Genomic DNA, 14,488 nt, shown 5'->3' with positions numbered 1-14,488 from the left:
ACCGTGCTGCATAAATGGGCATGGAGCAGAGCAAGCCGTCGTCGCATGGCGGCCGTCTCGCTTCCTGTCTCGGCGGCCATTGTCGCCACCCTCTTGGGATCGGCACCGGCCCATGCGTACGAACGCGAGCACAGCGCCCTGGAGAAGGCCGAGTACGGCAAGGCCAAGCCGTTCGCCTTCAAGGGCAAGAAGATCCACGACCCGACCCTCGCAGCCGCGCAGAAGTCCCGTAACCAGGCAGGACGCAAGGTCAACTGGCCTGATGCGGATGCCGTGACGGTCACCCTCCCGAAGGGTGCGAAGCGGCCGGCCCAGGCAGGCGATCTCCCGGTGCTGCTGGGACAATCGCGTGCGGTCAAGCCGGGCGTCAAGGCGTCGCCGACGTCAAAGGCGGCGCCAGGCAAGGCGAAGGTGAAGGTCCTGGACAGGACAGCCACACGCAAGCTTGGCCTGGACGGCCTGGTCATCAGCCTGGAACGCGCGGATGGCAAGACCGGGGCCGCGGACGTCAATGCCACCATTGACTACAGCGCCTTTGCTCACGCCTACGGCGGTAACTGGGGCTCGCGCCTGCGCGCCGTGCAGCTGCCGGCCTGTGCGATCACTACGCCGGAGAAGGACGCCTGCCGCCGGACGACCCCGGTGGCATCCTCCAACAACAGTGATGCGCAGACCGTCACCGCACAGGTGCGAACGCCGGCTGCCAAGGCCGCCGCACCCGCGGTGGCAGTGTTCGCTCTGGCCGCGGGTGCGGGTTCGGATCAGGGAAGCTACGAGGCGACTCCGCTTTCGGCCTCGGCGACCTGGGCGGCCGGTGGCTCCAACGGTGACTTCACGTGGAACTACCCGCTCGATGTGCCACCCGCTCCGGCTGGGCCCTCGCCGAATCTGTCTTTCGGCTACTCGGCTCAGAGCGTGGACGGGCACACCTCGTCCACCAGCTCACAGCCCTCGTGGATCGGCGACGGTTTCGACCTGCCCGTCTCCTACATCGAGCGCTCGTACGGCAGTTGCGACGACGACGGCCAGGACAAGAAGTACGACCAATGCTGGAAGGAGGACAACGCCTCGATCGTCCTCAACGGCAAGGCGACCGCTCTGGTCAAGGACGAGAAGACCGGCGAGTGGCACACCAAGAGCGACGACGGCGAGCGCGTGGTGCGCTCCACCGGTGCCAGCAACGGTGATGACGGCGACGCTGACGACAAGGGCGAGTACTGGACGGTCACCTCGACCGACGGCACTCAGTACGTCTTCGGCAAGGACAGGCTGCCCGGCTGGACCAGCGGCAAGCCAGAGACCAACTCCGTGTGGACCGTGCCCGTCTTCGGTGACGACTCCGGTGAGCCGGGCTACTCCAGCGGCGACTCCTTCAGCTCGCGCGCCAAGACTCAGGCATGGCGATGGAACCTCGACTACGTCGTGGACCCGCACGGCAACGTCATGACCTACTGGTACGGCAAGGAGACGAACTACTACGCCAAGAACGGCACGACCGGCAACGGCACGGCCTACACCCGCGGCGGCTACCTCAAGCGAGTCGACTACGGGCAGCGGACCGACACTATCTTCTCGACCACGCAGCCTGCCGCCGCGCGGGTTAAATTCGCGACCGCCGAGCGCTGTATCCCCGTCTCCGGCGGTGAGGACTGCTCATCGTTGGGCAAGTCCAACCGTGCTGCCTGGCCGGACGTTCCCTTCGACCTGATCTGCAAGGCCGACACCCCCTGCACCGACCAGCACTCGCCGTCCTTCTTCTCCCGCAAGCGGCTGACCGACGTCACCACGCAGGTCTACAAGGGCAGCGGAACCGGTGCCGACACCGACTACCGGGACGTCAACAACTGGCATCTGGAACAGTCCTTCCCCGACCCGGGTGATGGTTCCGATCCTGGGCTGTGGCTCAAGTCCATCCAGCACACCGGCAAGTCGGGCACCGACATTGCGCTGCCCGCGGTCAAGTTCAGTGGTGTCCAGCTGCACAACCGCGTCGACAGGACTGGCGACGACGTTGCACCGTACATCAAGTGGCGCGTGCGCACCGTCACCTCAGAGACCGGGTCGGTCCTGACCGTCAACTACTCCAAGGAGGACTGCGTCGCAGGCTCGGACGTCCCCTCCAAGCTCGACGACAACACCAGGCGCTGCTTCCCGGTGAAGTGGGTCCCGCCGTCCAATCCCACACCGGGCACCGATCCCAAACCGCGCACCGACTGGTTCCACAAATACGTCGTCACCCAGGTCACCGAGTCCGACCCGACCGGCGGCGCACCGCTGAAGCAGACCGACTACAGCTACCACGGCGGCGGCGCCTGGGCCTGGGACGACGAAGCGCCCATCACCCCTGCCAAGTACCGCACGTGGGGCATCTGGCGCGGTTACCAGAAGGTCACCACCACCACCGGCGAGGCGTCCGGGATCCGCTCCAAGACCACCGCCCTCTACTACCGGGGCATGGACGGCGATAAACAGTCCGACGGCACGACCCGCAAGGAAACGGTCACGGACTCAAAGAACACGGCCAAGCCCGACTCCGAGCAGTTCGCCGGCCAGGTACGCGAGCAGATCACGTACAACGGGACCGACGGCGCCGAAGTATCGGGAACCATCAACACCCCCTGGTCGCAGACCACCGCGACCGACAAACACTCCTATGGCACCGTCCGCGCCTACATGGTGCGCAGCGCCACCTCGGTGAGCCGCACCGCCATACCCGGCGCGGCGGACATGACGCTCGTCAAGAAGACGACGTACGACCCCACCAGCGGCCTGGCCCTCAAGGTGGAATCGGACGCCGGTGGCAAGAAGGACTGCACGGTCACCGAATACGCCACCAACACCAAGGAATGGATCCTCTCCCTGCCCAAACGCGAGGAAAAGATCGCCGTCGGCTGCGACGTAACTCCTCAGCGCACCAACGACCCCAAGACCACCGACGTCGTCTCCGAGGCCCGCGTCTCCTACGACGGCCAGGCCTGGGGCAAGGCACCCACCAAGGGCGCCGCCACCCGGACCGAGCGCGTCACCGGCTACAACTCCGACGGCACCGCCAAGCTGCAGACCGTCAGCACCGCCAAGTACGACACTCTGGGCCGGCCGACCGACGCCTATGACACCAAGGGCACCCGCACCAAGCACACCGACTACACCCCGGCCGACGGCGGTCCGCTGACCAAAACCGTCGAAAAGAACGCCCTCGACCACACCGTCACCACCGAGCTCAACCCCGACTGGGGCGTCAACGTCGCCAGCACCGACCCCAACGGCAACCGCACCGAACTCGCCTACGACGGCCTGGGCCGGCTCACCGACGTCTGGCTCGCCGACCGCGACCGCGCCGCCGGCAAGACCCCCAGCAAGAAATTCGAGTACAAGGTCCAGGACACCGCCGCCTCCTGGGTGGCCACCAAGTCCCTCAACAACGACGGCAGCACCTACCAGACCTCGTATGCGCTCTACGACGCGCTGCTGCGCCCTCGCCAGAGCCAGGCTCCAGCCGCAACCGGCAACGGCCGCGTGATCACCGAGAAGAAGTACGACACCCGCGGCCTCGAAGTCTCCACATCGGCCGACTACATCGACACCACCGCGCCGGGGAGCACGCTCGCCACCCTCCTCACGTCCCCGCCCGCCGGAACCGAAACGACCTACGACGGCGCCGGCCGGCCGATCGTGGAGAAGACCCTCGCCCTCGGCAAGGAATTCTCCCGCACTAAGACCACCTACAAGGGCAGCTCCACCACCGTCGAACCGCCTAAGGGAGCGTCCGCGGTCACGGAGACCGCCGACGCGCACGGACGCGTGGTGCAGAAGCAGGAGCACGAAGGCAACTCCGCCGAGAGCCCGTCCACCAAGCTCGACTACAGCTACGACCAGGCCGACCGGCTGACCAAGGTCACCGACGACGACGGCAACACCTGGAAGTACTCCTACGACTTCCTGGGCCGCAAAACCGACATCCACGACCCCGACTCCGGCCACAGCACCACGACCTACAACGACCTCGACCAGGTCGAATCCACCACCGATGCCCGCGGCAAGACCCTCGGGTTCACCTACGACCTGATCGGACGACCCACCGGGCGCCTGGACGGCGCCGTGCCCACCGTCGACGGCAAGCCGGCCCCCGAGGACTCCAAGTACCTGGCCCGCTGGTCCTACGACTCCATCGCCAAGGGACACCTGACGTCGGCGATCCGCTACGTCGGCGGCAAGAGCGGTGACGTCTACGCCACCACCAACGCGTCGTATGACAAGCTGTACCGCCCGCTCAAGGAGCAGTACACGATCCCCAAGAGCGAGGGCGCGCTCGCAGCTACCGGCACTTACACCATCAGTAACGCCTACAACCTCGACGGCACACTCCAAAAGCGCACCATCCCCGCGATGGGCGGACTGGATGCCGAAGTCCTGGACTACGGCTACACCGAGCAGCGCCTGCCGGACACCCTCAAGGGATCGACCGGCATCGTCCAGAACACCGACTACCTGCCCGCCGGCGAACAGATCCGCACCACGCTCGGCACCTCCTCCACCGCCAAGTGGACGGAGATCAACACCTCGTACGAGGACGGCACCAAGCGACTGGCCCGTCAGACCGTCAAGTCCGAGTCCAACCCGGGCACCGACTCCGACGTCTTCTACCAGTACGACCCAGCGGGCAACCCTCTCCAGATCGAGGACAAGGCCACTAGCCCCGGCGACAAGCAGTGCTTCCGCTATGACAGCCACCGCCGTCTGAAGGAAGCCTGGACCGCGACCGGCGACTGCTCCGCGGACCCCACCACGAGCACCACCGGGGGCTCGGCCCCGTACTGGCAGTCGTTCACCTACGACAGTGCCGGCAACCGTAAGGCGGCCACCGACCACCTCGCCTCCGGAGGCGCAGCCACCACTGACTACGCATACAAGACCGACGACCAGCCGCGCCCCCACGCGGTCGCGTCGACCGAGACGAAGACCGACGGCAAGACGGTCACCAACCGCTACACCTACGACGCCGCCGGAAATACGGAGACCCGCACCCTCGACGGCAAGAAGCAAACCCTGGACTGGAACACCGAGGGCAGCCTCGCCAAGGTCACCGCGGCCGACGACAGCACCACCGAGTTCCTCAACGACGCCGACGGAACCCGCCTCATCCGCCGGGACAAGAGCGGCACCACTCTCTACCTCGGTGAAACCGAACTCCGTCTGGCCAAGGACACCGGCAAGGTCGAGGCAACCCGCTACTACAGCCACGGCGGCAAGATCGTCGCCCTACGCACCCCGTCCGCTTTGACCTGGGTAACCAGCGACCACAACGGCACAGCTAGCCTCCAAGTCAACGCCTCAACCCAGGCCGTCACTCGCCGCCAGATGACTCCCTTCGGGGAGCAGCGCGGCAACGAGCCGAAATCCTGGGCAGGTGACAAGGGTTTTGTCGGCGGCACGCAAGACCCCACCGGCCTGACCCATCTCGGAGCCCGCGACTACGACGCATCCACCGGACGATTCATCAGCGTCGACCCCATCGCGGACCTCAAAGACCCGCAACAGATCAACGGCTACGCCTACAGCAACAACAACCCCGTCTCCTTCTCCGACCCCGACGGCAAGTTCCTGTGGGGTCTCATCGGCCTCGTTGGCATCATCACGTCCGTCGTCATCCCTGTGATCAACATGGTGTTCGGCGGCGGTGGCGGAGGCGGTGGCTCGGGTGGCATGAGCACCATGGGCAGCGCCAACTACGGCGGAGGCGGCGGCTACGGCAGCAGCAGCGGTGGCGGCGGACCCGACTGCAGCTCCACCTACCCTGCCTACAAGCCCGGCTGCAACACCAACGTGGAACCCGCCGATCCGCGCGCCCAAGGAAGCTACAAGGACTTCGCCAAGGGCGCGATCCGGGGCGGAGGAAATGTCCTCAGCGACTCGCTCGATCTCGGCGTCAAGCTCCACCCGTCCTGCTGGATGTTCGGTGACTGTAGCCCCGCTCGGGACGCGTGGGACGACTTCGTCAAGGGGCACGGGCTCGACGGCGACAACAAGGCTAATGACGCAGGCGAAGCCGCCGTTGAGATCGGCAGCGTATTCGCAGGGATTACCGGCCTCTTTCGCGGCATAGGCAAGAAGATACTCAAGGGGGCGGCAGAGGGAGGTTCCAAGAGGGGTGCAAAAAAGGCACCTAAGGAAACGCCTAAGAAAATACCAGGGCCGCCCCTGTCCGGCGCAGACGGTAAGCAGCTGGGTAAAAAGTGGGGGAAGCATGCGACTGACTACGGGAAGAGTCCCGGCGACTCGGCTGCACGTCAGTGGTATGGGGAGCGTATCCATGAAGTCCGGCACGCGCCTGATTCGGTAAGGCAAGGACCTTACCGCCCCGGACAAGGCGGGGCCGATGACTACTGGTTCTACAAGAAGGACAATGATCTCCTCATCACCAAGGGCGACGGAGAGTTCGTCAGCATGTTCCCCCTGAGTGGGCCGAACAAGTGGCATGAGGGGGCGAGGGAAATGCAGGATTGACAACTGAGAGTGGCGGGGTGCGATATGCTCCCACCCCGCCACCCGTGAGGTGAACTCGCAACTGTAGAGGTGTACTCGAATGTCAGTTGATAACCCCATCAGTCGTTTGAGGGAAGAAGGGGTGCGCGAGTTGTACGAGCTCGTGCATTTTGATGGTGAAGTCGTAGCACTCATAGTGAAGTTCGGTGATGAGAGGGGGGTGCTCTTCACGGACTGGACCGATTGGACGCTACGCACGGACCCGCTACAAGAGTTCAAGGTGCCCGAGTACTTCTGGCCACCAAGCGACTACTCCTTCCGCCTGGTGGAAGCACGCGAAGCTGGCTGCCGCATCGAGTCGATCGAGGAGGAGCGCGACGAGATGGGTGATGTCATCGGCATGAAGTTCGGCTCTCCCGCCCTGGGCGGGTTCTGGGTCAGAGCCTCTGGGGGCAGCTTCGTTTGGGGGCGCTGGCCAGCATAGGCGCAGTGTCTCCGCAATCACCTCCGCGTCCTCTCGCGTGCGGGCGGAGTGGCTGATGCGCAGATAGTCCGGCTACCAATGGCTTGGGCAGAAGTGGCACCCCTTTATGCAAGCAGCGCCGCCCCAGATGGGGGGAGAGGCGGCAGCGGGGAAGCGCTCGCGCGTTGTACTGCGACCTGGCTGGCGAGGGCCTTCCGATCCTGACGACACCCCGAGCTCACCGAACGCCGGACCGCCGGGCCCCTGAGGATCAGCCATGACATCCCTGGGGCCCGGTTGGGCTCACGCTGACCAATGACCGCGCGCCCCTGCCGTTACGTCGCCGCCAGCTCCGGTACTTCGAGAACTTCGGCCACCCGACGGGCCAACTTCGCAGCCTGCGGCGGCAAGTAGCTGTCCAGTGGCTATGAACGTCAGTTGGGGAGTCGTTTCGCGATGAGTGCGGATGTCGCGTTCTGACCGACATTGCGATGACGGTTTGTTTTGACGTCAGGTGGGGGCTTGCGGTGGGACTGTGGGGTGTGCTTCTGCCGCTGGGGGCCTGATGGGTAACTCGCAGTCGAAGGTCGAGCTGTACACGGCAATCCGCAAGGATCACCTGCTGGGGATGTCGATGCGGTCGTTGCAGCAGGTCCACAACGTCACGTGGCGGACGGTACGGCGGGCTCTGGATGGGAAGTGGCCGGAGCCACGGAAGAAGCCGCGGCGCAAGGAGTCACGGCTCGATCCCTACAAGGCGTTGATCGACGCCATGCTGAAGGCAGATCTGGATGCGCCGCCCAAGCAGCGGCACACCGCTCAGCGGATCTTCGACCGGCTGGTCGAGGGGCACCAGGCCCGTGACATCTCGTACTGCATGGTCCGGCTCTATGTGAAGGACCGGCGCAAGGAGATCCGCCGCAAGGCCGGGGTGGGCCCGGAGGCGATGTTCATCCCGCAGAGACATCTGCCCGGGCTGGAGGCGGAAGTCGACTTCGGGGACGTGCACATCGTGCTCGCCGGGGTGCCGACCAGGGTCTACCTGTTCTCGCTGCGGCTGTCCTACTCCGGCAAGGCGGTGCACCGGGTGTTCGCCTCCTGCGGGCAGGAAGCCTTCCTCGAAGGACATGAGCACGCGTTCCGGCGACTGGGCGGCATCCCGCGCGGGAAGATCCGCTACGACAACCTGCGGGCCGCGGTCGAGCGGGTGCTGGGGCTGGGGCGGGCCCGGGTGGAGTCCGACCGGTGGACCGCCTTCCGCTCGCACTGGGGCATCGAGGCGTTCTACTGCCGACCGGGCATCGAGGGCGCCCACGAGAAGGGCGGCGTCGAGGGGCAGATCGGCTACTTCCGCCGCAACCACTTCGTCCCGGTCCCCGAGGTCGCGTCGCTGGCGGAGCTGAACGAGCTGGTGGACCGGTGGGACCTTCAGGACGAGGGCCGCCGACTGCGCTCGCGGACCCGCACGATCGGCGAGGCTTTCGCCCACGAGCAGCCGTTGCTGAGACCGCTGCCCACGGAGGTGTTCGAGACGGGACGGTGGTTCACCCCGCGCGTCAACCGCTTCGGCCAGATCACCGTGCGCTCCAACAGCTACTCGGTGCCGGTCCGTTTCATCGGCCGGCAGCTGCGCGTCCTGCTGCACGCCAACGACCTGGTGGTCTATGAGGGACGAACCGAGGTCGCCCGCCACGAACGGCTCAGTGGCCGGGGCGGCTCCCGGCTCGTGCTCGATCACTACCTGGAGGCGCTGTTGCGCAAGCCGGGTGCTTTTCCGGGCTCGACTCCACTGGAACAGGCCCGCTCCGCAGGCCGGTTCACCCCGGTCCACGACCGGTGGTGGACAGCTGCCTGCGCGGCGCACGGGGATGCGGCCGGCACCCGGGCTTTGATCGAGGTCCTGCTGCTGGCCCGGCACATGGAACACGAACACGTCGTCGCTGGCCTTGCCGCTGCGATCAGGGCGGGCGCGCTGACGGCGGACGCGGTCGCGCTGGAGGCCCGCAAGGCCGCCGAGGGCGACACCGGGGAACTGCCCGCACCGGCCCCCGGCACCGATCAGACGGAAGGGCCCGCGGCGACGGTGACGTCTCTGACGGACTGGAGGCTGTCCCATCTGCCGCCTGACAACCGGCCGCTGCCGTCGGTGGCCCAGTACGACCAGCTGTTGAATCGCCGCGGCCGCAGGGCCGGAATCGAGAAAGAAGGATCATGAGCCCACGCAAGCGCGGACTGACCGAAGAAGCCGCCGCCGCCTCGATCGACCAGGCATGCCGGATGCTGCGGCTGCCCTCCATCCGCCAGCAGTTCGGTGACCTGGCCGATGCCGCGGCACGTGATCAGATGTCGTATCGGGCCTTTCTGGCCGAGCTGCTGATGACCGAGTGCGACGACCGGGCCCGGCGCCGCTCCGAGCACCGCATCAAGGCGGCCGCGTTCCCGCGGGAGAAATCGTTGCGGGCCTTCGACTTCGAGGCCAACCCGAACGTCGACCCGGCCACCGTCAACACCCTCGCGACCTGCGACTGGGTCAAGAAGAGCGAGCCACTCTGCCTGATCGGGGACTCGGGCACCGGTAAGTCCCACCTCCTGATCGCGCTGGGCACCGAGGCCGCACTGCATGGCTTTAGGGTCCGCTACGTGCTGGCGACCAAGCTCGTCAACGAGCTGGTCGAGGCCGCTGATGAAAAGCAGCTGTCCAAGACCATCGCACGCTACGGGCGCGTCGATCTTTTATGTATTGACGAGCTCGGCTACATGGAACTCGACCGCCGTGGCGCGGAGTTGCTGTTCCAGGTGCTGACAGAACGCGAGGAGAAGAACAGCGTCGCGATCGCCTCGAACGAGTCGTTCTCGGGGTGGACGAAAACCTTCACCGATCCCCGGCTCTGCGCGGCCATCGTCGACCGGCTCACCTTCAACGGCGCCATCATCGAGACCGGCACCGACTCCTACCGCCTCGCCCACACCAAGGCCCAGGGCGCACAGGACAAGGTCGGCTGAGCAGCTCCCATCGCGCCCGTTCCCCGCTTCCGCTCAGCCCCGGTTGCCTTCTACCCTCAGAGCAGGTGAAGTTGGGCTTCGTCCCGCACCGCAGGCTCCCAGCCCCCGAGCCGTGACTATCGAGGCCGGCTGGAGCCGCATCGCCGACTACACGGCTCCAGCCTCCGCTCTCCACGCGTGACCGGTCGGCGGGGCAACTCCCGCTCGCCCCCACGCCAGGAGGGCACCTCGCGCGAGGACCAAGGGGGAGCCAGGGTCCCGCGCAGGGTCCGGTCGCCGCCCCATCTGCGGCGCGGCGACCGGGCATCTTCCAGCTTCCCACCGCAAGAACGAGATGTCCGCCCTACGGCCCATTACTTCGCATTCCAGTGGCTTCGCGACTGACTGGCCACGGTCCCGGGCCGATCGCACCCAGGGTAGTGAACGGGCGGCGGCCGCCGTTGCGAACGGCGGCCGCGTGCCCCGTCCTGGTGGCCGCTCCCCGACCACTGGAGCACTCCCTCCAGGCAGCCGGGGGCGTGGTCCAGCCCGGCCTCAAAGGTGCCCCGAGGGACTGGCCGGACTGTCGGCGACTTCCGCGGGAGAGGAAGGCAAGCCCGGCGCTTGTGGGATGCGCCGCAGGCTCACTCTGCTGCGGGATAGGCCCTCGCGGGTGCGTCAGAAAGACGATCGAGGACTGCTTTCAGCCTAGACCGCCACCGCGACTCCTGACCGCCGCAAACGTGAACTGTTACGCGAAACGGGCATCGGGTGCGCAGCGACCCACACCTAGGCTGCCGGTTGTGACATCAAAAGCCATCGCGATTGATCATGTCGAGACGTGCTCAGTGACTCCCCAACACATCGCGAAACGACTCCCGTTCAGACCTCCACAGCCAGTCCAGCGAGTTAACGTCGTCACACAACTTCTTATTCAGCCAGTGCAGGCACGCCTCGGTGAACAGCTTGCCCAGGTCGTCCTCGGAGCGCTGCGCCTGCTCGGCCTGCCGCTGGCCCCGGTGATACCGCATCCGGTTCGTCGGAGCCCGCATCGCCTCGTATAAGAGGTCCTAACAGAAGCTGTCGATCATATGACTGTCGGCCTGATTGCTCGTTGGTTTGGTCGTGGGGAAGAGACAGTCGCGGCCGTGGATCGTGTCGGGTGAACTATGGGTGCTGATCGAGTCGTTGCTGCCGAAGCCGGCACCGAAGCTGGTCGAGGGCCGACCTCGGGTGCCGGACCGGCAGGCGTTGTGCGGGATTCTGTTCGTGCTGCTTACCGGCATCCAGTGGGAGTACCTGCCCCAGGAGCTGGGCTTCGGTTCGGGCATGACCTGCTGGCGGCGCCTGGCCGCCTGGAACGAGGCCGGTGTGTGGGACGAGCTGTACCTGGTGCTGCTGACGAAGCTGCGGACCGCGAAGAAGCTGGACTGGTCCCGGGCGGTGATCGACTCCTCCCATGTCCGGGCGGCCCGACGCGGCCCGAAAGCGGGCCCAGCCCGGTCGACCGCGCACGGCCCGGCAGCAAGCACCATGTCCTCACCGACGGGCAGGGCATCCCACTCGCGGTGTCGCTGACCGGCGGAAACCGCAACGACGTAACCCAGTTGCTGCCTTTGCTGGAGAAGGTCCCGGCCGTGGCCGGCGCCGTCGGCCGGCCCAGACGCCGACCCGACGCGATCCTCGCCGACCGCGGCTACGACCACGACAAGTACCGGCGCCTGCTGTGGCAGCGCGGCATCCGCCCGGTCATCGCCGAACGAGGCCAACCACATGGCTCTGGCCTGGGCATTTTCCGCTACGTGGTCGAACGCACCATCGCCTGGCTGCACGGCTTCCGCCGCCTGCGGATTCGGTGGGAACGACGCGACGACATCCACGAAGCCTTCCTCGGCCTCGCCACCTGCCTGATCACCCACCGTCACGTCCAACGCCTTTGTTAGGACCTCTTACTGGCTCTAACAAAAGCTGCTGATCATGAGTCTGTCGGCGGTTCTGTCCGTAGGTCTGGGTATGGGAAAGCATGAGTCGCGGCCGTGGATCGTCTCAGATGAACTGTGGTCGCTGATCGAGCCGTTGCTGCCCGTGCCGGGGCCGAAGCTGGTGCAGGGCAGACCGCGAGTGCCGGACCGCCAGGCCCTGTGCGGCATCCTCTTCGTCCTGCACACCGGCATCCAGTGGGAGTACCTGCCCCAGAAGCAGGTGGACACACAGTCCAGAGCCTCGGTCAGGTGGCCCATCGCATCTCGCAGGTGTGAGGTCTTCACCCCCGGGATGGCCTCGCGGTCCGATCTGCCATGCCTCGTCCTTCAGCGCGCCGCCCAGCACCAGAACTCTGTCGGCCATAGTGGCCTCCCCTCACTGGTGCACGGGATGGCGGTGTTTCGTACTGGATGTGGGCCCGTCATCGTCATGAATCGTGCGGCCTGACAGGCGAGACGCCACCGGCTGGCTCTGGCATCTGCCGTTCAGTGACGTCACGATCAGCCCAAGTCTGCGTCGACGAAAGTGAGGAGCGACCACATGCCGGTTGAACAGTCGTGGGAGAGGATCGAACGCTGGCTGGCCGAACACGCGCCGAACGAGGAGCCCTTACCCGGTCCGTGCACCGAGGCCGAGTTGCAGAGGCTGTATGAGCGAATCGGGGTCCGGCTCCCGCCGGATGTCGAGGAGTCGCCACTACGGCATGACGGCTCAGGTCTGATCACGGTGATTCCCATCGGGTGGACCCTGCACAGCTGCGACAAGATCGCCGAGAGGTACGCGGAGTGGGCCAGGGACGCCCGCAGATTTGAGCCGCAGGTGGGGCCGTTCATACCCATCGGGGAGATCGGCGGGAACTTGCAGCTGCTCACCGACCCGCGCACGGGTCGCATAGGCGACTGGGACCGTGTGCAGGGTCACTCATGGGAAGAGGGCCACTTGTGGAGTTCTTTTGCCAGCGTTCTGGAATTCACCGGAAACGTCTTGGCCTCAACGCGCCCCTGGATCGCGATGCTACCCGGCGACGAGGAGTGGGAAGCTACGGACCAGGACCGAGCCTTTCCCGGAACTCTGTCCTGGACCGAGGACCTGCCGCACGACGTCGAGTGGGACATGGAGCAGCTGAACCGCGAGTACGGATTTACCGACGACCGGTGAAGACGCAGGGTGCAGGGAACGGTCCGCGCGTCGCCGGTGCCACCACCGCCGACGACAACGGCCTCCTCCGTGGGCATCCGCCGCCAGGGCCACTGGTCATCCAACTCCAAAGTCGCCGACGGCTACAACCGCCCCCGCCATGAATGGCGCGGCAACATCAAGACCAGGGCCCCCGCGTCCCGGAATTCTGAAAGGGCCGGTTGCAGGGGGCAGAAGCCTTGAGAGTCGGCGGCGGTGCCCTCCCCAATCGCCTACTGAGGGGGCCAGGGCCTCCAGATGTTGAACAGAAGGACTTGCCAGGGAACGCGATGAACGTCTGGGCCGTCGCCCTTGCCGAGGATCTCGGGATGGACCTGTTGTCCGGGCTCATCTCGGCCGCGCTGTCCATCGGCAGCCTCGTCGGCGGCTTCCTCTACGGGAAGCGCACCTGGCCGGGCGCCATCACCGGGCAACTCCGCTTCTCCGCGTTGCTGTTCGCGGCCGGATGGCTTCCGCTGATGGCGGCCACCGGCCCCGTCGCCGCGGTCGCGCTGACGGCTGTGCCGGGTCTGCTGCTCACCGCCGTGATCACCTCCGCGTTCCTGACCGTGGACGCCCTCGCTCCGGTCGGCACCACGGCCGAGGCGTACGCCTGGCTGATCGCCGCGGTGGGCACCGGCCAGGCCGCCGGGACCGCCCTGTCCGGCGCGCTCGCCGAGCACCCACCGATCGGTGCGGCTCTTCCCTCGGCCGTCGCCGCCCTCACCCTCACCGTCCTACTCGCCGCCCACAGGCATCTCACCGTCCCCGGCGCCGGCACCGCCACACATCGACTCACGCCTCGCGCTGAGCACCCTCAACGCACAACGAAATTCGCCAATGGCTGTCGCTGGTAAGCCGGGCTATCCGAAGGTGTGGAATGACGCTGGACGGGTCTACGCGCTTCCGTTGTCAGTACGATGCGCTCCGCTGTCCGCCACCAACCTGGACAGCACCACCAAGCGGGCAACGGCCCTACCGGACCGCAAGTTCGTCGTGCCAGCCCCAGAACCGGTGCTGGGTCGCCGACTTCACCCACGCGACCACCTCGTCGGGAGTCGTCGACGTAGCTTTCGCCATGGACACGTTCCCGCCAATTGTGGGCTGGTCCGCTGCGACATCGCTGCCGCTGGTCCACGTCCACGTCAGTGGCCTGACCGGTCGCGGCGCGGCCGTCGCCGCAACCGCCGCTGAGCTAGCGAGCACGACACGTAGAAGCCAGCAGCCGCGGTCAAGAACTCCAGTAGCGTCGTGACCTGCGGAAGCGCCATCCAGATTGACGCTGGCCAGGCAGTGATCGTCGTGAACGACATCGCGAGCTCCTTCGCTCAGGGAACCGATGCCTTTACGGTGAGCGTCGAAGCGGTCACTTTCGACTAACGTGGAAATTTGGCCGTTGGA

Annotated in this window: 7 protein-coding genes and 1 pseudogene; all 8 read left to right on the top strand. The window is 66.3% G+C overall.

From position 1 onward, the window contains the following. Window positions 1-93: 93 nt before the first annotated feature. The 8 genes and pseudogenes from AC07DO_RS38850 (at window position 94) to AC07DO_RS38815 (ending at window position 13,944) form a co-directional block, all read left to right on the top strand. Complete coding sequence (locus AC07DO_RS38850) at window positions 94-6,504, top strand: RHS repeat domain-containing protein (RefSeq protein WP_479067071.1); 6,411 nt, start codon at window positions 94-96, stop codon at window positions 6,502-6,504. Between the two features lie 121 nt (window positions 6,505-6,625). Then, complete coding sequence (locus AC07DO_RS38845) at window positions 6,626-6,967, top strand: hypothetical protein (RefSeq protein ID WP_479067069.1); 342 nt, start codon at window positions 6,626-6,628, stop codon at window positions 6,965-6,967. A gap of 544 nt (window positions 6,968-7,511) precedes the next feature. After that, complete coding sequence (gene istA, locus AC07DO_RS38840) at window positions 7,512-9,161, top strand: IS21 family transposase (protein WP_479067067.1); 1,650 nt, start codon at window positions 7,512-7,514, stop codon at window positions 9,159-9,161. Beyond that, window positions 9,155-9,949 (top strand): IS21-like element helper ATPase IstB, encoded by a 795-nt coding sequence (istB, locus tag AC07DO_RS38835; RefSeq protein ID WP_479067151.1) that lies wholly within the window; start codon window positions 9,155-9,157, stop codon window positions 9,947-9,949. Before istA ends, istB begins: the two co-directional genes overlap by 7 nt. A gap of 1,104 nt (window positions 9,950-11,053) precedes the next feature. Next, a protein-coding gene (locus tag AC07DO_RS38830) for an IS5 family transposase (RefSeq protein ID WP_479067065.1) occupies window positions 11,054-11,871 on the top strand; the annotation gives its coding sequence in 2 pieces (ribosomal slippage) (window positions 11,054-11,417 and window positions 11,417-11,871; 819 coding nt in all). A gap of 70 nt (window positions 11,872-11,941) precedes the next feature. Then, window positions 11,942-12,127, top strand: a pseudogene (locus AC07DO_RS38825) (transposase); the annotation flags it as partial. Window positions 12,128-12,451: 324 nt separating this feature from the next. Further along, window positions 12,452-13,069, top strand: coding sequence for an SMI1/KNR4 family protein (locus AC07DO_RS38820; RefSeq protein ID WP_479067063.1), 618 nt, complete (start codon window positions 12,452-12,454; stop codon window positions 13,067-13,069). 308 nt (window positions 13,070-13,377) lie between these two features. Next, the gene (locus tag AC07DO_RS38815; protein ID WP_479067061.1) at window positions 13,378-13,944 is read left to right on the top strand and encodes a hypothetical protein; all 567 of its coding nucleotides are present in this window, start codon (window positions 13,378-13,380) and stop codon (window positions 13,942-13,944) included. The last annotated feature ends 544 nt before the right edge of the window (window positions 13,945-14,488 follow it).

This window comes from Streptomyces sp. NPDC045678, from assembly GCF_056432085.1.
The sequence above is the reverse complement of the archived record's forward strand: the minus strand, read 5'-3'. Positions and strand labels throughout refer to the sequence as shown.